The organism is Prosthecobacter sp., assembly GCF_044378005.1.
Taxonomy (GTDB): domain Bacteria; phylum Verrucomicrobiota; class Verrucomicrobiia; order Verrucomicrobiales; family Verrucomicrobiaceae; genus Prosthecobacter.
Window position 1 is genome coordinate 1 of record NZ_JBILYB010000041.1, and the last position, 21,470, is coordinate 21,470.

Here is a 21,470-nt window from a genome sequence, read left to right on the forward strand (position 1 = left end):
TCACCATCAATGCAGGCACCGGCCTGGGCGGCGGCGGGCTCGTCTCGCTCGGGGGAAATGTCACGCTCAGCAATGCTGGCGTGCTGTCACTCACGGGCGGCGGCGGCATCAGTGTGGATGCAGGCACCGGAGCCATCACCCTCGGCAGCAGCGCCACCAGCGCGGGCACCGCCGGGGCCATCGTCGCCCGCGATGCCAGCGGCGGCTTCACCGCAGGCACCATCACCGCAGCGCTGAATGGGAATGCCGCCACGGCCACCAGCGCCACGAGCTTCACCGGCCTACTCACGGGCGATGTCACCGGCACGCAGGCCGCCACGACCATCGCCGATGCCACGGTCACGGGGAAGGTGCTCACCGGCTTCACCTCCGCCTCAGGCAGCGTCGCCGCCAGTGACACCCTCCTCAGCGCGATCAGCAAGCTGGATGGCAATGTCGCGCTCAAGGCCCCGCTCGCCTCGCCCACCTTCACCGGCAGCGTCACTCTGCCCACAGGCAGCGCCACCGCCGCCCCGCTGCTTCTACAAACCGGCCCCCAACTCACCACCCCGGCCTTGGGAGCCGTCGAGTTCGATGGCACGAATGTCTTCGTCACGAACAACAGCGCCAACCCCACGCGGAAGACCGTCGCATTCACGGATTCCACCATCGCCGCTGCCCAGATCTCTGATGGCACCCTCACCTCGGCCAAGCTGGCCTCCAATCTCACGCTCGGCGGCACCACGTCCGGCACCTTCAGCGGCAATCTGACGGGCAACGTCACCGGCAACGTGAGTGGCAGTGCCGCCAGCTTCACCGGCAGCCTGTCGGGAGATGTCACGGGCACTCAGGCGGCCACCGTCGTGTCCACCGTTGGCGGCATCACCTCCACCAGCCTCGCTGCCGGAGCCACTCTGGCAAATGCCGCCACCCATGCCAACACCGCCAGCACTCTCGTCAGGCGCGATGCCAGCGGAAACTTCACCGCAGGCACGATCACCGCAGCGCTGAATGGCAATGCCAGCACAGCCACCAGCGCCCCGAGCTTCACCGGGATGCTTACTGGTGATGTCACGGGCACGCAGGGAGCTACCGTGATCTCCACGGTCAGCGGCATCAGTGCGGCGAATATCGCCGCAGGAGCTACCCTCGCCAACAACTCGACCGCAGCAAACACTGCCAGCACACTCGTCGCCCGCGATGCCAGTGGGAACTTCTTGGCGGGTATCATCACCGGCACCCTGAATGGCAATGCGGCCACGGCCACCACGGCAGGCAGCTCCACCAGCTTCACCGGCAGTCTGATGGGCGATGTCACTGGCACGCAATCCGCCACCGTGGTTTCAAGCTTGGGCGGCCTCACAGCTGCCAACATCGCCTCAGGTGCGACGCTCTCCAACAACGCCACCTCAGCGAACACGGCCAGCACCCTCGTCAGGCGCGATGCCAGCGGGAACTTCGCCGCAGGCACCATCACGGGCAGCCTCGCTGGCAATGCTGCCACAGCCACGAACTTCACCGGGATGCTCGCTGGCGATGTCACCGGGACTCAGGGTGCAACGGTCGTGTCCACAGTCGGCACATCCTCCTCCGCCAACGTCCACGCCGCCGAACTCGCTGCGAATGCCGCGACCAGTGCCAACACGCCGGGCACGATCATGAAACGAGATGCGAATGGTGATATCACTGCGGGAACGATCACCGCTTCGACCTTCATGGGCAAAGGAGCGCTTCCATGGGTCGTCGTGTCAGGGACTTCACAGCAAGCCGAACCAAACACGGGCTATGTCGCTGCCAATGCGGCTGAGGTGACGATCACTCTGCCGACCTCTCCAGCTATCGGCGACATCGTGAGAGTGTCGGGCGTCGGCGCTGGTGGTTGGAAAATCAGTCAAAACGCAGGCCAACAAATCGACTCGAGTATCGTCAGCCCTGTTGGAACCTCTTGGGCTCCCAGAGATGAGGCGAGAAGCTGGTCATGCGTAGCATCTTCCAGTGATGGTTTGAAACTGCTCGCCGGGGTAATATACGGGAAGCTTTATGTATCCATCGATGGTGGCCTCACTTGGACTGCTCGTGAGAGCGATCGATACTGGTCTGGGGTAACCATGTCAGCAGATGGCGGAGTCATGGCAGCAGCAGCTAAAGATGGGCAGATATATATCTCCAACAACCAGGGCGTAACCTGGATCGCAAGGGACAGCGTCAGAGCGTGGAAATGTATTGCTTCAACAACTAATGGAACCATTCTTTATGCCGCTGCTGATGGAGCTGCACTGTATCGCTCCATCAATTCGGGGGTGTCTTGGACTTTAATTCGGGTTGGTAATTCTAATTTAAACGCAAATCACATCGCTTGTTCATCAAATGGCCAGATCATCATGATGGTAGGAACACCAGATGCGACATGGTCTTCAGATGGTGGTGCAACTTTTTTTGCTCCAAGCGGTGCTTCGGCTAGCTCGCGCATGGCAATGACCCCAAGTGGAAAAGCTTATGTCTCTGGAGGCACTGCTACTTACAGCGTAAATGGAGGCTCGTTCTACAAAATTGCAGACTTCAATGTGGGTGATTTGGCGTGCTCTTCCGATGGCACCAAATTACTTGGCGGTACCCACTACTCGTATGATTCTGGAAAGACCTGGGTCAGGCATACATGTCCAGCATCTCGCCCAGCCGTATCGGCTGACTTCCGAAAATTGGTGATGGTGGAGAACGGCCACCCTATCCAGACTTCTTCTGTAGAGACCACCCTTGGAACTGGAGGGTTTATTCGTGGCAGCACTTCGACTGCGGTCGAGCTCCAGCACATTGGAAATGGTCGTTTCCTACCTTTAAGCTCCACCGGGACAATTTACTCCAATTGATCTGAAGTATGACTCAAACACAGTTGCCTATAGAGCTTGATTCAAGCGCATCTAAACAATTCCGTGAACAGCTCCGGGAGGCAAGAGAATATGCCTTGAAGGATGCAGAGGCGTTCGATGGCATCATCCATGTGATTGAACGCCTCGGCAGCTTCTTGCTGGGAGAAGTTGCGTCATTAGGTCCATATCACAAAAAATTAAAACCGCTTGCCGCTCACTCCGCCCTATCCGGGGAAATTCCGAACCTCTGGCGGGACTTTCACACACCTTTTAGCCAACTGTATTGGATGCTCACGACAGCGCGCAATGATGCGATGCATATGGGAGCGTCTGCTAGACATATAACCACCCATGCCATTGAACTCGCTTTAATTTTAGAGGACGCCCTGAATATGAATGAAGAACTGAATGCCAAAGACAAACCGAAGTGCATTAGCGATTATATGGTTCGAGACATCACGCTTGCCCACCTCTGGGAGCCAGTGAGCTTTGTCCGTCAGAAGATGCTCGCGAACTCCTTTTCTTTCCTACCACTTCAGAACAAAGACAATGAGTGGTGCATTATTTCAGACCTCGAAATCGCGCAGTTTTTACAAGGGCACCGCAAGGATGGGCGAAACGAAAGGCTTGCTGAAAAGCTCGAAAAGGTAAAGAACGGAACTCCCTTTGAACCTGCGTGTTGCCATATGGGCAATGAAGCCATCGAATCAATTCTGAAGGTGTTCAATGGCAAGCCAGTCTTGGTATTCACTGATAACTTCAAAAGCTCACCCATCGGAATCTTGACGGCTTTTGACTTACTTTAAGCGGCCATTTCGGAACTCCTCCAGCAACATGAACACAAGGCACAAGGTCATCATCGCAACTGCGCTCAGCCTTGCCGTGATTCATGCGGAAGAAGGCTCCAGCTCGAACTACACGATTGGTCTCGGCATCACTGATTCCTCCGGCGGCAAGGCCACGAGTACGAACTATAGCGACGAAGCCACGGTCGGCGACATCGTCGGCACTTCGACGGGGGCGGCTGCGAGCGTGAGCATGAAGTCGGGCTTCATCGGCCAGCTTTATGAGGCGAGGTCGCTCGCGGTGAGTGCCGCGCCTGCGGCGGTGGTGGAGAGTGGCACGACGCAGCTCAGCGCGGTGGCGACAATGGATGATGACAGCCTCGTGCGGCTCGGCGGCAGTGCCTTCATGGGGACAAACTTATGACATCGGCACCAACAACTCACTCGCCTGCCGCCCCTAGCAACTGGGCTTCGAGCGGCTTGCTAATGAAGAACCGGGCATCGCGTCGCAGCTTGAGGATTTCGTCTTTGAGTGATGGGATGGCTCCAGCCTTTCTGGCTGCGAGCAGCACGCCGAGCACGCCAATGGTGCGGATGCCGAGACTACTGGCTCGTTGGCGGCCCTCCTGCTCATCCATGAGCACCCGATCAGCGGAAATCGAAAGCGCCAGCCTGAGCGCCTCGGTTTCTCCGGCATCAAGGCCGTGCAGTTCATCAGGGAACAGGGCGGCGGAAGGCAGCGGCAGGGTCAGCAGCCAGCCATCAGCGGCAGCACGCGTGAGCAGCCTGCGGGCGGCGTGGTCGCGCAGGGCCGCCAGCTCATGCTCCACGGCGGGTGGCATGTACACGGTGCCGAACTGCTCGCGCAGCAGTTCCAGTCTGCCAATGATGGCGAGGTTCGACAACGCCGAGGTGTCACTCACCACCAGCATAGGCGAGATCGGCTGCCAGTTCGGTTTTGCCGTAATGCCGGGGGATGCCGCGCTCGCCGATCTCCCGGCCAAAGTCGAGTTTTGCCATGCCAGCGAGTTCCGCCGCCCGGCCCAGGCTGAGCAGTCCACGGGCATAGAAGGAGCAGGCGATCTCAAGCATCACGTAATGGTTCCGCTCCGCCGCCGGCACGGGCAGCGCCGCCATCACGTCGTCAGGGATGTCGAGGGTCACACTCATGGCGGATGCTACGTCGTGGCCCGGCTCGGGTCAATGCTGCGCGTCGCGGTTCTCAGCCCTGACGATGCAGATGTAACCACAGAGGCACAGAGCACACCGAGGAAAGCCAAGTATCCTGCTCTTTCAGACCTCTGTGCTCTCTGTGTCTCTGTGGTGCAATTCATAGGCTGGCTGGGCCTCGGCAGCTTGTTCTTTGCCACTGCCGCCCTGGCCAAGCAGAGCAACAGTACAAACTACGTTATCACCACGAACACTGCCGACTCCGCTGGAGGCCGTGTCTCAAGCGCGAACTACAGCGACGAAGCCACGGTCGGCGACATCGTCGGTGTCTCGACGGGGCCGAGTACGGGAGTGACCCTGAAGTCGGGCTTCATCGGCCAGCTTTATGAGGCGAGGTCGCTGGCGGTGAGTGCCGCGCCTGCGGCGGTGGTGGAGAGTGGGGCGACCCAGCTCAGCGCGGTGGCGACGATGGATGATGACTCGCTCGTGCGGCTCGGTAGCAGTGATACGAAGTGGGCCGTGCAGGCGGGGCCGCTGGCGGGGATCACGCTCAGTGGGTTGGCGGCGGCGGGTGAGGTTTTTATTAATGCTCCAGCGACGGTGCGGGCGCGGTGGGATGGCATCTCGGGGGATCTGACTTTGACGGTGCTGAATGCGAACGTGACGCCGCCCGGCGATGCGGTGGAGGTGCCAAGTTTCATGGCGCAAGTTTTCCAGCCGAGCATGGCGGGGCTGTATCACGGGCTGCTGAAGGATAGCGGCGGGAATGTGGTGGGAGCGGTGACGGGCTTCACGCTGAAGAGCACGCGCAGCTTCACGGCGAAGGTGGTCTTCAACGGCATCACTTACTCGCTGGCAGGTGCGCTGCAGGCGGATGGCAGCTTCAGCGGGGAGATCAAGCGCACGGGCAAGACAGCTCTCGTGGTGACGCTGCAACTCGGCAGCACTCCAGGCGTTGGTTTGACCCTGCAAGGGACGGTGTCGGGCGATGGCACGGTGGGTGGCGGACTGGTGGCGCACTCGCCTTTCACCAAGACGCAGCCCGTGCCGGGGACGCTGGTGAAGAGCTACACCTTCCTGGTGCCCTCCACGGTGACGGGGAATGCGCTGCTGCCGGAGGGCGATGGCTATGGATCGGCGAAGCTGACCGCGCTGGGCACGATCACCGCAGCCGGGAAGACAGGCGATGGCGTGGCCTTCACCGCTGGTGGGTTCCTGACGCAGGACCGGCAGTGGCATCTCTTTCAACCGCTCTACAGCAGCAAGGGCCAGCTCGCCGGAGTGCTGACCTTTCGCGATGTGCCGGACGTGAGCGATGTGGACGGCGGTCTGCGCTGGGTGAAGAACCCGAACGCGAAGGACAAGAGCTATTCGGGCGGCTTTGCCATGGCTCCGACGCTGGTGGGTACGGTCTATACGCCGCCGCTGACGGGTCAGCGTGCGCTCGCCGAGCTGGCGGATCAGACCTACAACACGCGGCTGACGCTGGCGGGCACGGTGCTGCCAGAAGGTGGCTTTGCCAAAACGCTGAGCTGGCTGGGCACGAACAAGCTGGCCTACTACGGCCCGGAAACCCTGACCGGCGCGCTGACCGCTGCCACGGGCATCCTGACCGGCAGCTTCACAGACCCGGCGACGAAACTGACCGTGCCCTTCGCCGGGGCGGTGCTGCAAAAGCAGGGGCTGGCAGGCGGGAACTTTCTGGTGAGCAACAAAGCGGGCTATCTCTTCATCGAGCCGGGCACGAGCTTTGGTTATCCCGGCAGTGAAGACGCAGGCACGCTGCGTCGCGTGGCCCTGCCCGATGCGGGGGCCAGCGCCCCGACGACGAGCGCGGTGACCTTCACCGCCCTGGCCGCAGGCAGCTACGGAGGTCTGCTGACGCATGGCGGCGACATCACGGGCGGGCTGGAAAGCGTGGTCATCAGCAAGACGGGTGCCCTGAGCGGCACGGTGGTCATTTTAGGCAAGCGCTATGCCTTCAAAGGCACGCTCGGTGTGGATGGCGCGGCCACGGTGGTGATCGCCCGCACGGGCCTGCCGAACATCGTCGGCACGATCCAGCTCGCCCGCGCCGATGGCACGACGGATGGCTATCAACTCACCGGCAGCTTTTCCGCCGATGGCACCGCCCACGCCGTGGATGCGGCCTTTTACCCCATCTACCCGAAGACCGCTCCCGCCCCGCAAGCAGGTCAATACACCCTCGCCATGCGAGCCCCCGACGCGGTGGATACCGCCACCCAACCCGGCGGCGATGGCTACGCCAGCCTGAATGTCTCCCCCACCGGCGACTGCACCGGCACGCTCACCCTCGCCGATGGCATGACCGCGACCTTCGGCGGTCGCGTGTCCCGCAAAGCCGAGTGGACCCTGCATCGCAGCCTTTACGGCACCACCGGCGGCTATGTGGCCGGGAAGCTGACCTTCCGCGATGTGCCCGGCGTGAGCGATCTGGACGGCACCCTGCGCTGGATGAAACCGAACGCCGTGCCTGCCACGAAAAGCTACGCGGCAGGCTTCGACACCACTCGCGGAGTCGTCGGCAGTCGCTACACCCCGCCGCTGACTGGTCAGCGCGCCTTGAGCACTTTGGCGGACCGTTTCTACAACACTTGGCTCCGCCTCAGCGGCCCCGACATGTCCTCTCTGCCCGCCTTGACCTTGACCAATCTTGACCGCGCCTTGACCTGGACGTCAGCGAATAAGCTCCTCTACTACGGCCCCGATAAAATCACGATGACCTTCACCGCCGCCACGGGCCTGATCACCGGCACCTGTGTGGATGCAGGGAAGGGGATCAACCTCACCTTCGGCGGCGCTTTGCTGCAAAAGCAGGGGCTGGTGACTGGAATGTATGCCGCCGGGGAGCAGACGGGCCAGATGGTGATGGAGGCGAGGTGAGGGGTATGCTGCGAGTCTGTTTTCGGGCAGCGCACAGAGGATTGTTCGGTGGCTGTCATCCGCCTCGTTGGAGCGTTTGGCTCCGTAGGCTTGCCCGAACGAGTGCGGTGTAAATGCGCCGAGGAATGAGAGCATCCCTTGCAGCCTTAGCCGGCGCATCCAAGTGCCCTGTCCCTTTCCACCCGTCGCCATAGACAATCCAGCCGCTTTCCCCTCGGGAGCAAGAGCCTCCTCTTCTCTGGCGTTTTGGCGTGCTGATTTTGTCCTCCCCCATTTTCCTGCCATGAAAAAGACCCCCATCATCCTCTCGGGCTTCGTGTTTCTCGCTGCGTCGCTTCAGGCCGCTGCGCCGAAGAAGGAGGAGACCATCGATCCCTCGAAGCCGGTGTCGTTTTACAAACATATCAGACCGATCCTCCAGGCGAACTGCACGGGCTGCCATCAGCCGGCGAAGGCCAAGGGCGACTACATCATGACGGACTTCGCCAAGTTGCTCGCGGGTGGTGAAGAGGGAAACGCCATCGTGCCGGGCAAGCCTGAGGAGTCGAATTTGCTCAAAGTCTCCGTGCCGAATGCTGAGGGCAAGGTCGAGATGCCGCCGAAGGGTGATCCGCTCCACGAATCCCAGATCGCGCTGATCAAAAAATGGGTCAGCGAAGGTGCGAAGGACGACACGCCTGCGTCGGCGATGGCACATTATGACATGGAGCATCCGCCCGTGTATGTCACCGCGCCTGCTGTGACCTCGCTGGAGTATTCGCCCGATGGCTCACTGATCGCCGTCGCCGGCTATCACGAGGTTTTGATCCACAAGGCAGACGGCAGCAGCATCGTCACGCGCTTGGTCGGTCTCTCTGAGCGTGTGCAAAAACTCGCTTGGTCGCCCGATGGGAAGAAGATCCTCGTCACCGGTGGCAGCCCGGCTCGCATGGGGGAAATCCAGATCTGGGACGTGGCGGCGAAGAAGCTCGAACTCTCCAAATCACTCACTTTTGACACGCTGTATGGCGCGAGTTGGTCGCCCGATGGCAAGTTCATCGCGGTCGGTTGTGGCGACAACGGCATGAGGGCCTACGAAGCAGCTTCGGGCAAAGAAGTCGTCTTCATGGGCGGGCACTCGGATTGGGTGCTGGACACGGTTTGGGGACTCGAAGGCAAGCTCATCGCCTCCTGCGGTCGCGACATGAGTGTGAAGCTCACGGAGGTCGCCACGCAGCGCTTTGTGGACAACATCAGCTCCATCACCCCCGGTGCGCTGAAGGGCGGCGTGCAGACGCTCGCACGGCATCCTTTGCGCAATGAAATCCTCATCGGCGGCACCGATGGCGTGCCTGCGATCTATCGCATGGAGCGCATCACGAAGCGGGTCATCGGCGACAACGCCAACCTCATCCGCAAATTCCCCGTGATGCAGGGCCGCATCTTCGGCGTCGATTTCGCGCCGGATGGCAAACGCATCGCTGCGGGTGCTTCGCATGAAGGCGCGGGCGCTGTGAACATCTACGCGAGTGAGTATGACAGCACGTTGCCAGAGCCGGTGAAGAAGATCATCGAAACCGTGAACGGCAAAGGCCCGGAACTCGACGCCTGGGTGACGAAGGATGTGAAGCAGCTCAGCAGCACGCCAGTGCCATGCGGCATCTTCAGCGTCAGCTTTTCGCCCGATAGTAAAAACGTCGCCGCCGCAGGTCAGGATGGCCGTATTCGTCTCATCGACGCAGCCACGGGTAAGATTGCCAAAGAGTTCGTCAGCGTGCCTCTCGTGGCCGATAAAGCCCTGGCTGCCAGTGATGTGATCGCCGACGACAGCGTCCGCGCCACGGCAAAGAAGGACGACAAAGTCGAAACACTCGTCCCCGGTCTCACCGTCGCCAGCATCGAGGTCGAGCCCAAGAGCGTCAGCATCGCCAAGCCGACCGAGTATGCGCAGCTCCTCGTCACCGCCACGATGAGCAACGGCACCAAAGCCGACATCACCCGCATGGCGAAGCTCACCAGCACCAACGAAGCCGCCGCCATCATCAATGATCGCGGTTTGGTGCGCCCTGGCAAAGATGGCAAAGGCGAGGTGAAGATCGCCTTCATGGGCAAAGCGGCCACGGTGCCCGTCAGCGTCACCGGCATGAACGTCGCGCTGAAGCCCGACTACGTCCGCGATGTGATGCCCATCTCCAGCAAGCTCGGCTGCAACATGGGCACCTGCCATGGAGCCAAGGATGGCAAAGCAGGCTTCAAACTCAGCCTGCGCGGCTACGATCCTATTTATGACGTGCTCGCCTTCACCGACGAACTCGCCAGTCGCCGTGCCAACGTGGCCTCGCCGGAGCATTCGCTCATGCTTTTGAAGGCCAGCGGCAGCGTGCCGCATGAAGGCGGCCAGCTCACCGTGCCGGGCGAGCTTTACTACGAGACGCTGAAAGCCTGGATCAGCCAGGGCGCGAAGCTCGACATGAAAACACCGCGCGTCACCAGCATCGAGATCTTCCCAAAAAACCCCGTGCTGGAGCGTATCGGCAATCGCCAGCAGATGCGCGTCATCGCCCGCTATGCCGACGGCTATGTCCGTGATGTCACGGCGGAATCCTTTGTCGATAGCGGCAATGGCGACGTGATCGAAGCCGACAAAACCGGACTCATGACTAGCCTGCGTCGTGGTGAAGCAGCGATCCTCGCCCGCTTCGAAGGCTCTTATGCCGCCACCACCATCACCGTCATGGGCGACCGCACCGGCTTCGCCTGGAAAGAGCCTGAGAAGTGGAACAAGATCGACGAACTCGTCACCCGGAAGTGGGAGCGCATGAAGATCGAGCCGAGCGGTGTTTGCAGCGATGAAGACTTCCTCCGCCGCTTGCATCTCGACCTCACCGGCCTGCCTCCGAAAGCCGAAGAAGTCCGCGCTTTCGTCGCCGATACCCGCGACACGCGAACGAAGCGCAACGAGGTCATCGACAAGCTCATCGGCAACCCCGACTTCGTCGATCATTGGTCGAACAAATGGGCCGACATGCTCCAGGTGAACTCCAAATTCCTCGGCAACGAAGGCGTGACTAATCTCCGCGCCTGGATCAAGCAGCAGGTCGCTGACAACACGCCGTATGACCGCATGGCCTACCGCATCATCACGGCCACCGGCTCGAACAAAGACAACCCCGCTGCGGCTTACTTCAAGACCGTCCGCACCCCGGAAGAACTGGTGGAAAACACCACGCATCTCTTTTTAGCCACCCGCTTCAACTGCAACAAGTGCCACGACCATCCTTTCGAGAAATGGACCTGGGATCAGTATTACCAAACCGCAGCTTTCTTTGCCCAGGTGGAGCTGAAGACCGACCCAGCCAGCGCTGGTAAAACCATCGGCGGAACTGCTGTCGAAGGTGCGAAGCCACTCTACGAAGTCGTCGCCGACAAAGCCGTGGGCGAGATGAATCACCTCCGCACGAATGCGCCTGTCGCGCCTCAGGTGCCCTTTGATGCCGAGTTGGTGAGCAAGACCGCCACCTCCCGACGCGAGCAGTTTGCCACCTGGATGACCAGCCCGGACAACGACTACTTCGCCATGAGCTACGCCAACCGCATCTGGGGCTACCTCAACGGCACCGGCGTCATCGAACCGCTGGATGACATCCGCGCTGGTAATCCCGCGAGCAATCCAGAGCTGCTGCAATACCTCACGAATGAGTTCATTACGAGCGGCTTCAACGTGCGCCACCTAATGAAGATCATCACGCAGAGCCGCACCTATCAGCTCACTCTCGCCACGAACAAATGGAACGAAGACGACAAGATCAACTACAGCCACGCCAAAGCCCGCCGCCTGCCTGCCGAGACGCTCTTTGACTCCGTCTTCGCCGTCACCGGCAGTATGCCAAACATTCCCGGCGTGCCCAAAGGCACCCGCGCCGCGCAGCTCATCGACGGCCAGACGCAGCTCCCCGATGGCTTCCTCACCAACTTCGGCAAACCCGCCCGCGAATCCGTGTGCGAATGCGAACGTAGCAATGACCTCAACCTCGGTCCAGTCATGGCCCTCATGAGCGGCCCGACCGTTGGCGATGCCATCAGCGACCCGAACAATGCCATCGCCAAACTTACCAAAGAGGTCAAAGACGACGCCAAGCTCGTGGAGGAGATTTTCATCCGCATCCTCAACCGCAAACCCACCGGTCAGGAGATCAATGCCGCGCTCGCCAGCATGGCTGGACTTGAAGCCGAAAACAAAATGCTCGCCGCCGAGTGGCAGGCCAAAGAAGCCGAGCAAAAACCCCTGATCGACAAAGCTGAGGCTGAACGTGTAGCTGCCATCGAAGCTGCGAAAAAGGAACTCGAAGTCTACAAGGTGAAGATGGCCCCCGAAGTGAAGAAGCAGGAAGTGGCCCGTGCTGCGGCGATCACCAAAGCAGAAGCCGACGTGAAGAAGGTCGCTGACACCGCCCCCGCTCAGCAGCCACGCTGGGAAAGTTATGTCGATCTCACCACCGAATGGCAGCCGCTCGATGTCAAAGTGCAGCGTGCCAATGGCGTGGAGAAACTCACCGTCGAAGCCGATGGCAGCCTCTTTGCCACCGCCATGCCTGCGGGCCGCGAAACGGCAGGCACCTACATCCTCGTCGCCAAAACACCGCTCACCAACATCACCGCCATCAAGCTGGAAATGCTGCCCGATGACCGCCTGCCTAGCAACGGCCCCGGCCTTGCCCCCGATGGCAACTTTGTCCTCAGCGAATTCAACGTCCGCGCCGACCCCGGCGATGCAAAGCGCAGCAAACGTGGTGGCGAAGCCATGACGCTGAAGAATCCGAAAGCCGACTTCATGCAAAACGGATTCGACATCGCCGAGAGCCTGAAACCGCGTAATCGCGACAAAGGCTGGGCCGTGTCTCCCGAGGCGGGTTTCCGCCACGAGGCCACCTTTGAGTTCGCCAAACCCATCGCCTACGAAGGCGGTGCACAGCTGACTATCACGCTCAGTTCGCAGTTCCAAAACGGCAAATACAACCTCGGACACTTCCGCCTCTGGGTGACAACGAATCCCGTCGTCCGTTTCGGCACCGCCAAAATCGTCGCTGACGCCATCAAGACCCCGATGGCCAAGCGCAGCAAAGAACAGCAGGCAGCCCTCACCGCCCACTTCCTGGCTCAATTCAAAGACTATCAGGCGCAGAAAGAACTCTATGCCATCGCCAAAAAGCCTCTGCCGGTGGACCCACAACTCGTCGTACTCGAAACCAAGCACACCGAAGCCCAGAAGCCGATCTCCCTGGACCCCAAACTCGTCCAGCTCCGCCGCGACGCCGACCTCAGCACCAAACAGCTCACCAACAAACGCCTGACCGCTGCCCAGGATCTGGCATGGGCCTTGATCAATTCACCGGCGTTCCTGTTTAATCATTAAACAAACTCGGTAAACCTGACTTCGTTTGGGGAATTGGTAGTGTTGATGCTCGGTTGGACGGTCTTCGTCGCCGATCACGAGGCGATTGGCTGGATATGTGCTGATTCTATTTGCCCATTGTCCAGCCCCCACGACAGGGGGGGCATGCCTCATCATCTGCCATTCCTACTCAAACCAAGCTCATGATTCTCGATGCATGTTGCCAGCTGGATTATCAGGCCATGGAGGACGTGCCGGTGGTCTTCATGCTACGCCCGCGCAGTGGCTGGGCGCAGTGGATTATGCGGGAGGAGTTTCATATCCAGCCCCAGGTGCCCGTGGTCGAGTTCACGGATGTGTATGGCAATCTCTGTCAGCGCACAGTCATGCCTTTCGGTGATTTCCACCTCTCGGTGCGGTATCGCGCACTCGTGCCTGATTATGTGGACGCAGACCCGCAGGCACCGTTGATGCTTGTACAGAATCTTCCACCCGAGCTGCTGCATTACCTCCTGCCCAGCCGCTACTGTCAGTCTGATGAGTTGTCAGCACTGGCGCTCTCGATCATCGGAGATGCCTGGCCAAACTTCCAGCAGGTGGAAACGATTCGCCAGTGGGTGCGACACAGCATTTCCTATGAGGCAGGCTCCAGCAACACCTCCACCACGGCCCTGGAGACGGTGAATCTCCGTCGCGGTGTCTGCCGTGACTTTGCGCATCTCTGCATCGCGCTGTGTCGCGCCATCAACGTCCCAGCCCGCATGGTGGTCGGCTTCCTTCACAACCTTTACCCGATGGATCTGCATGCCTGGTTTGAGGCTTACATTGGCGGACGCTGGTTCACCTTCGATGCCACCGATGAAGTGACTCGCGGTAATCGTATCGTCATCGCCTACGGGCGGGATGCAGCGGATGTGGCGCTGGCTACCATGTTCGGAAACTTCACTCTGCAAAACATGGTTGTCACAGTGACTTCCGTCGATCCATCACAGGCTCATTGGCCTGTCATGCAATGAAATAGGCGTTCTGACGGACGGGCAGGCCAGCCGCAGCTCTTCAAGGCCAATCGTCAGGAGTTGATCCGAAGATATAGCGAGCTAACGAACGTGCATGACCCTCACGCTTCCCAAGTGGTTCGACCTCCACACGCACTTCCGCCAAGGCCCGGCGATGGCTTCGTATGTCCAGGCACATCTCGACATGGGCTGCGCGGGCGCTTTGGCGATGCCAAACACACAGCCACCGGTGTCGCGAGTCTCGGGCGCAGCTCAAAGTGATGGCTGGAGCATCGAGAGTTATTCGGCGGAGCTTCGGGCGGCGGGGGCGGATGTCTTTGAGCAGCTCATCGTGCCGCTTTATCTCACGCGGCAGACGACGGCGGCGATGATCCGCGAAGGCGCGGCTTCCGGTCTGCTGCGGGCCTGCAAATACTACCCTCCACATGGCACGACGAACTCGGAGCACGGCATGCCGATGGATGACCTCATCGGCGGCGATGTTCTGCGGGCGATGGAGGAATGCGGCATCGTCCTCTGCATTCATGGGGAGCAGCATGCACTAAGCGGGCCGGACTACATCGACGCGCAGCAGAATGCGGAGACACGATTCTACACCGAGCGCATGCCGCGCCTCATCGCAGCACATCCGAAACTGCGCATCGTATGCGAGCACATCACCACGCGCACAGCGGCGGAGTTTGTGGCGAGTGCGCCGGAGCATGTGGGGGCCACGATCACGCCGCAGCACCTGCTCTACACGCTGGGGCATCTGATCCAGGGGCTGAAGTATCACCTCTACTGCCTGCCCATCGTGAAGTTTCAGGATGATCGCACCGCGCTGCGAGATGCCGTGATAACCGCAGGCCAAAACAAGTTCTTCGCCGGCACCGACAGCGCTCCCCACACGACGAAGGCGACCGCCTGCGGCTGTGCGGCAGGTTGCTTCACCGGTGGTTGCGCGCCGCAGCTCTATGCGATGGCTTTTGAAGACGCAGGCGTCGATCTCAGCACCACCGAAGGCCAGGTCATCTTCGAGCGCTTTCTCAGCCTCAACGGACCCGCCTTCTACGGCTTCCCGGCTTCCGCGAAACGTTTCCAGATGGAGAAATCTTCTTCACAAACACACATCCTCGAAACTCCTGCCGGTCCCGTGACGCCGCTGCCGCTGGGCATGGGCATTGAGCTCACATGGCGGATGGCGGGGTGACAAGAAAAGAAGATGCAAAGGCACCCATCCGGCGATCCACGAACCAACCACACCATGCACCTCCTCACCCGATTTGCGGTTCTCCTTTCCGTGATATCTGCCGCGCTGGCGGCTGATCTCGCCGCCAAGAAGCCACTACGCATCCTGCCGCTCGGTGACAGCATCACGCGGGGATCCTATCTGGCTAAGAAGGATGGCAAAGCCACCGGTCTGGCGAATCCCGCCGCCGGGGGGTGGCGGAAGACATTGCAGTCCAAACTTCGTGCCGCAGGCATCGCACATGATTTCGTCGGCGAACTGAGCTACGCCGCCTTTGGCCGCGATGGCGTGGTCGATCCGCAGTTTGATCCGGATCACCACGGGCTCGCCGGTTTCAGCAATGCTCTCATCATGAACGGAGGCGTTGTGCCCACTCCTGCGGATGTGCTGGCAGCGCTGGGTGTGCAAAACGTCCGGGTGCCCTCCATCAGCGAAGTGCTGAAGAGGCATCAACCTGATGTGATCCTGCTGATGTCCGGTGCCAATGGATTCGATGCGGCGGCACGCGATTCCCTCATCCGCCATATCGGCGACGCAAGTTCTGCGCATCTCCTGGTCGCTACCATCCTTCCACAAAAAGCGCCGCGCGCCGGGTGGGAGAAAGTGGACGCCTACAACGCCACTCTGCCCGCCATCGTTGCCGCTCAAAAGACAGCCGGGAAGGCCATCACCCTCGTGGACATGCATGGCACCATCACGACGGATGACCTCCTGTCTGATGGAGTTCATCCCACCCAGACCGGCATGGACAAGATGGCCGGCACATGGTTTGAAGCCATCAAAGCCCTGCGCTAGCCCCTGCGCCGGAAGTTCTGCAATGGACCGGGATCACAGATCCTCGGAGACTGCCGACAAAGCCGGATGTGCCGTGCGTATAACTGAGCACCAAGCAAATGTCCCCAGGCCTCATCCATCCTCGCTTCTTGAAGAACCGGTGTCACGGAACGCCTCTGGCCATCCTTTTGATTGCGGGAATGGCGTTTGCCAGCCCTGCAAAAGGGACTCAGACTCAAGTGCAGGCGTTATTCACTCAGCACTGCGAGAAGTGCCACTCGGGCGCGAAGCCCAAGGGCCACTTCGCCATTGCGAGTCTGTCGGATGACTTTAACGACAGGAAGAACCGCGAGCATTGGTTGGCCGTGCTGGAGCAGCTCAAGAATGGTGAGATGCCGCCGAAGGAGAAACCGCGCCCACGTGAAAAGGATGTGCAAAGCGTGATGGAGTGGATCAGCACGCGCGCGGCACTGGCGGAGAATGCCCGGCGGGAAGCGGAGGGGCGTGTGGTGATGCGGCGGCTGAACCGCGCGGAGTATGCGAACACCGTGCGCGATCTGCTCGGCGTGGAGGTCGATTTGACCGACCTGCTGCCGCCGGACACCTCGACGAATGGCTTCGATAACAACGCCGAGCTGCTGCACACCTCGTCGTATCTCATGCGCAGCTACCTCGATGCGGCGGATCGAGTGCTGGATGAAGCCATCGCGAACGAGCCGCAGCCCTGGATCTTGAAGAAGCGCTTCGACATCAAGGAGGAGCGCACGGTGAAAGCCAAGGGCAGTGTTTACCGACACATCGACGACGGCGTCGCCATCTTCGCCGCGTGGGAGTCGGCAAACATCCGCGTCACCATGTGGAACTTCCGCAGCCATGTGCGCGGCAGGTATCGCTTTCGCATTTCCGGCTACGGCTTTCAAAGCGAAGGCAAACCCATCACCTTCCGCGTCACCGCTGGCACGCTCAAAGAAGTGACCGAGGAGCATCTCATCGACTACTTCGCCGTGCCTGCGGACAAACCGACCGTGATCGAGTTCACCGAACAACTCGAGCCGGAGAACCGCATTCGCATCCTCGCCACCGGTCTGCCCGCGCTGCCGCCAGCCGTCGAGAAAATCGGTGCCGACAAATACACCGGCCCCGGTCTCGTGATCCAGTGGGTCGATGTCGAAGGCCCCATTCTTGAGTCTTGGCCACCACCGAGCCACAAGGCAATCTTCGGCGATTTGAAACAGACGCGTGTCTCGCCTGAGCGCTATGAAGTCGTGTCAGAACAGCCTCTGGTAGATGCCGAGCGCATCCTGCGCGACTTCGCACGGCGCGCCTTTCGTCGCAATGTCACCGACGCCGACATCCAGCCCTTCCTCGCCCGTGTGAAGTCGAAGCTGGATCAAAAATACACTTTCGAACAAGCCATGCGCGTCGGCCTTAAAGGCATCCTTGTTTCGCCCGACTTCCTATTCCTGCGCGAGAAAGGCCCCAAGCTCGATGACTTCGCGCTCGCCAGCCGCCTCTCGTATTTCCTGTGGAGTTCGATGCCGGACGAGATTCTCTTGAAGCTCGCTGCCGCCAACAAACTGCATGAGCCCAAAGTGCTGCGGGAGCAAGTCGAGCGCCTGTTGAGCGATCCCAAGGCCAAGTCATTCAACACCAACTTCACCGGCCAATGGCTCAGCCTGCGCGCCATCGACGCCACCTTGCCCGACCGCACGCTCTACCCCGAGTATGACGACATCCTCAAGACAGCGATGCTGAAGGAGACCTCTTTGTTCTTCGACGAAGTGCTGAAAAACGACCTGCCGCTCACGAGCTTCGTCAGCTCCGACTTCACCTTCCTCAATGCCCGCCTCGCGAAGCACTACGGCATTCCCGGCGTGGAAGGCATGGAAATGCGCAAGGTCGCGCTGCCGCCCGACAGTCATCGCGGCGGCGTGCTCACGATGGGAAGCGTGCTAAAAGTCACGGCCAACGGCACCACCACCTCGCCCATCATTCGCGGTGCCTGGGTGCTCGACCGCATCCTCGGCACACCGCCCGCGAAACCGCCGCCCGATGTCGAGGCCATCGAACCCGATATCCGTGGCGCCACGACGATCCGCGAACAGCTCGCGAAGCATCGCGATGTCGAAAGCTGTGCGAGCTGCCACAAGAAGATCGATCCGCCCGGCTTCGCGCTCGAAAACTTTGATGTCATCGGCGGCTGGCGCGAACACTACCGCGCCCTCACCAACGGCGGCGAAAAAGATGCTCAAGGCCGCCGGGTGCGTCCCGGCCCCGCCGTGGACCCCGCCGATGCGCTGCCCGACGAACGACGCTTTCAAAACATCGACGAATACAAGAAACTCATCCTCGAAGACAAAGACCAGCTCGCCCGCAACCTCGCCGAAAAACTCCTCGCCTACGGCACCGGTGCCATCCCGGCAAAAACAGACGCGCCGCAGATCGAAGCCATTGTCACACGCCTTCGTGACAAGAACTACGGCTTTAAATCGTTGATCCACGAGGTCGTGCAGAGCGCCCTGTTTCAGAGCAAGTAGAGATCGGTAATCCTGAACCCACCCATGAAGATCCACCGCCGCCAATTCATCCGCTCCACCGGCATCTCGCTCGCCTTGCCATGGCTCGACATCTTCGCCGCTGGCGCGGTCGAACAGTCCAAACGACGCATGATCTGCATCTGCGCACCGCTCGGGCTGCATCCCGACAACTTCTTCCCCACACAATCGGGCAAGGACTACGCGCTTTCGCCTTACCTCGACATCCTCAAGGACTTCCGTGACGAGTTCACGGTCATCTCCGGGCTGGCTCATGCGGGCATGGGTTCGAGCTTCGCGCATCAGGCATCTGCGAGCTTCCTCACTGGCGCGCCGGGCGCGGGCAGGCCGGGCTTTCGGAATGCGATCTCACTCGATCAATTCGCCGCCGATCACATCGGCACGCAGACACGGTTTCCGAGCCTCGCTTTGTCAGGTGAGGGCTCTGGTGGCCTGTCCTGGACTCGAACAGGTGCCTTGATTCCTGCCGACAACTCGCCTTCCAAAGTCTTCGCCCGCTTGTTCCTCGAAGGCCGAGCTGACGATGTGCAGGACCAACTGCGCCGTCTCGAAGACGGTCGCAGCATCCTTGATGACGTCAGCGATCAGGCGAAATCTCTGCGCTCCGGTCTCGGCAGCGAGGATCGCGACAAACTCGACGAATACCTCACCAGTGTGCGCGAACTCGAACAACGCATGGTCAACGACGAAAGCTGGGCGAAGAAACCAAAGCCCAAGGTGAACGTCGAGCCACCCAAGGACATCCCCAACGCTGCTGATCTCATCGGCCGCACTCGCCTGATCTTTGACCTCAGTCATCTCGCGCTGCAAACCGACTCCACGCGGCTCATCACCATCATGCTCGCCGGTTCCACCTTCGCCCCGCCGATTGAAGGCGTGTCACTCGGTCATCACGATCTGTCGCATCACGGCAAAGACCCCAGCAAGCTCGCGCAGCTCAAGATCGTCGAGGAGGAAACCATGAAGACCGTGCGCGACCTGCTCACGAAGCTCAAACAATCGCAGGAAGCCGACTCCAACCTGCTCGACCGCACCACCGTCTTCCTCGGCAGCAATCTAGGCGACGGCAGCAGCCACTCCACGAAGAATCTCCCCGTCTTCCTTGCCGGTGGCGGCTTCCAGCACGGCCAGCATCTGCCCTTCGATCCCAATAATCCGCCGCCCTTGTGCAACCTCTACGTCAACATGCTCCAGCGCATGGGCATCGAAACCGGCAAGTTCGGTACGAGCACTGGGACGCTGACGGGATTGGAAATGAAGCGGGGATAATGCTGCCGCTAACGCAGCAGGAATGCTGCAAATTGATCCCAGACCGCCGTCTTTGCCAGAAGCGCACTCGCCACAGAAAACACCGCCAGCATACCCACGGCAATTGCCAGCCAGCGATCCAAGGCTTTCGACAACGCTGTTTTGATCGCCAGCAGCAGGATGCCGACAAGGATGGTCGAGAGAAACGCGGTGAACCAGACCTCCAGCGAAGTTCCAGCATACCAGGAGTTGAGCACCTCAATGCGGCCCATGGCGGCAGAGCAGATCGCCAGCGTGGCCACCAGCATCATGGGCCGGTGAATCTCGGGCCTCTTCCGCTGCCATACACCGATGATCACGAAGATGAGAAATGCCACGACGCTCGACAACGGCACGGTGAGGAACTCCTTTGGCGCGAGTCCAAAGAGACGCATCTCCGGAGGCATGACACTGATCGCCGCCACACCTGTTTTCCATCCGAGGAAAAAAATGGCCAGAGCCAGCACCGCGCCGATGCGGCCCAGCATCATGTGTGCTTTTCGATTCCTGCCCGCGATCAAAAAAGGCTGCACCACTGACAGCAGAATCCACGCGGTCATCGCCATGCCGTGGGCGATGAGCAAGGTGCGAATCGGCGGCGTCAGCGGACGTCCTGGATAGGCTCCACCGCCGAAGTAAAAGTGGCGGAAACCGATGGCCGTCATCACCAGCAGCAGAAGCGCCGCCAGGGAATAGAAGTAACGTGTCGAGTGGGAACGCGGAGATGAAAGTGAGTTCATGAGAAGCGTGGCGTCATGCTAACGGAAGCCTCCGCAAGGTCAATATCCGTCACTCAAATCAACCTTGCCGCATCGGCTGCTTCGTCCTACATGCCTCATGCCATCACTGAACATCATTGCCACATTGCGCACTTGTTACACCGACAAGTTTGGCGTGCCGCGCCAGTCAGGGCTGGTGCCCAGCGCGTGGGGAGTGATCGAGTTTGAGCCAGCGTATCGACGCGCCGAAGCCGTGCGCGGGATTGAGCAATTCAGCCATCTGTGGCTCATCACGCAATTCCATCTAGTGAATGAAGAGCCGACCGCACTGACGGTTCGTCCTCCCCGGCTTGGGGGAAATGAGCGGCGAGGCGTGTTTGCCACACGCTCGCCCTTCCGTCCGAATCGTCTGACGCTGAGTGTCGTGAAGCTAGATCGAGTGGAACTCGATGGCGAAATGGCACCGCGTCTGTTCGTCTCCGGCGTCGATCTCGTCGATGGCACGCCCATTTTCGACATCAAGCCGTATGTGCGCTACGCAGACTCGATCCCCGAGGCTCGCAGTGGTTTTGCGGACACACCGCCGCAGACAGTCTCCGTGATGTGGCAGTGTGAAAGCAACGTGCCGGACGATGTGCGGCGGATCATCGATCAATCCCTCGCCCAGCAGCCGCAACCGGCTTATCACGATGATAATGATCGCGAATACGCGACAGAGATCTCGGGATGGCGAGTGAAGTGGCTGTCCAAAGAGGAAGGCGCGAGGGTGAAAAGTTGCGAACCTGTCGGCTGAGGAGCAAAGGCTGATTATTGCA

14 protein-coding genes are annotated in these 21,470 nt (G+C 60.4%); 11 read left to right on the forward strand and 3 right to left on the reverse strand.

The annotated features are described in order from the left end of the window. The 3 genes from AC6FTP_RS10395 to AC6FTP_RS10405 form a co-directional block, all read left to right on the forward strand. Positions 1-2,846 (forward strand): beta strand repeat-containing protein (locus AC6FTP_RS10395; protein WP_497206847.1); only part of this gene is annotated, 2,846 nt, incomplete at its 5' end. Positions 2,847-2,854: 8 nt separating this feature from the next. Beyond that, the gene (locus tag AC6FTP_RS10400; protein ID WP_497206848.1) at positions 2,855-3,652 is read left to right on the forward strand and encodes a hypothetical protein; all 798 of its coding nucleotides are present in this window, start codon (positions 2,855-2,857) and stop codon (positions 3,650-3,652) included. Between the two features lie 28 nt (positions 3,653-3,680). Continuing rightward, entirely contained in the window at positions 3,681-4,055 is a 375-nt protein-coding gene (locus AC6FTP_RS10405; protein WP_497206849.1) for a hypothetical protein, read from the forward strand. Positions 4,056-4,071: 16 nt separating this feature from the next. On the opposite strand, the gene AC6FTP_RS10410 is transcribed toward AC6FTP_RS10405, so the two are convergent. Next, a complete protein-coding gene (locus tag AC6FTP_RS10410) occupies positions 4,072-4,554 on the reverse strand; it encodes a PIN domain-containing protein (RefSeq protein ID WP_497206850.1) in 483 nt (160 codons plus the stop codon). After that, positions 4,547-4,801, reverse strand: a complete 255-nt coding sequence (locus tag AC6FTP_RS10415) for a UPF0175 family protein (RefSeq protein WP_497206851.1) — start codon at positions 4,799-4,801, stop codon at positions 4,547-4,549. The genes AC6FTP_RS10410 and AC6FTP_RS10415 overlap by 8 nt, the downstream gene beginning before the upstream one ends. 150 nt (positions 4,802-4,951) lie before the next feature. Here AC6FTP_RS10415 and AC6FTP_RS10420 point away from each other — a divergent pair, with 150 nt between their 5' ends. The 7 genes from AC6FTP_RS10420 to AC6FTP_RS10450 all read left to right on the forward strand — a co-directional run bounded on the left by AC6FTP_RS10420 (position 4,952) and on the right by AC6FTP_RS10450 (position 19,918). Then, entirely contained in the window at positions 4,952-7,705 is a 2,754-nt protein-coding gene (locus AC6FTP_RS10420; RefSeq protein WP_497206852.1) for a hypothetical protein, read from the forward strand. Positions 7,706-7,988: 283 nt separating this feature from the next. After that, positions 7,989-13,097 (forward strand): DUF1549 domain-containing protein, encoded by a 5,109-nt coding sequence (locus AC6FTP_RS10425; protein WP_497206853.1) that lies wholly within the window; start codon positions 7,989-7,991, stop codon positions 13,095-13,097. A 182-nt stretch (positions 13,098-13,279) separates the two neighbouring features. Continuing rightward, the gene (locus AC6FTP_RS10430) at positions 13,280-14,092 is read left to right on the forward strand and encodes a transglutaminase-like domain-containing protein (protein ID WP_497206854.1); all 813 of its coding nucleotides are present in this window, start codon (positions 13,280-13,282) and stop codon (positions 14,090-14,092) included. Between the two features lie 94 nt (positions 14,093-14,186). Then, positions 14,187-15,281, forward strand: coding sequence for an amidohydrolase family protein (locus AC6FTP_RS10435; RefSeq protein ID WP_497206855.1), 1,095 nt, complete (start codon positions 14,187-14,189; stop codon positions 15,279-15,281). A 54-nt stretch (positions 15,282-15,335) separates the two neighbouring features. Then, a complete protein-coding gene (locus AC6FTP_RS10440) occupies positions 15,336-16,115 on the forward strand; it encodes an SGNH/GDSL hydrolase family protein (protein WP_497206856.1) in 780 nt (259 codons plus the stop codon). 98 nt (positions 16,116-16,213) lie between these two features. Then, positions 16,214-18,631, forward strand: coding sequence for a DUF1592 domain-containing protein (locus tag AC6FTP_RS10445; protein ID WP_497206857.1), 2,418 nt, complete (start codon positions 16,214-16,216; stop codon positions 18,629-18,631). Between the two features lie 24 nt (positions 18,632-18,655). Then, entirely contained in the window at positions 18,656-19,918 is a 1,263-nt protein-coding gene (locus AC6FTP_RS10450) for a DUF1552 domain-containing protein (protein ID WP_497206858.1), read from the forward strand. 8 nt (positions 19,919-19,926) lie between these two features. Here AC6FTP_RS10450 and AC6FTP_RS10455 read toward each other — a convergent pair whose 3' ends face one another. Then, a complete protein-coding gene (locus AC6FTP_RS10455) occupies positions 19,927-20,676 on the reverse strand; it encodes a hypothetical protein (protein WP_497206859.1) in 750 nt (249 codons plus the stop codon). 97 nt (positions 20,677-20,773) lie between these two features. On the opposite strand from AC6FTP_RS10455, the gene tsaA reads away from it, so the two are divergent. After that, a complete protein-coding gene (gene tsaA, locus AC6FTP_RS10460; protein ID WP_497206860.1) occupies positions 20,774-21,448 on the forward strand; it encodes a tRNA (N6-threonylcarbamoyladenosine(37)-N6)-methyltransferase TrmO in 675 nt (224 codons plus the stop codon). The last annotated feature ends 22 nt before the right edge of the window (positions 21,449-21,470 follow it).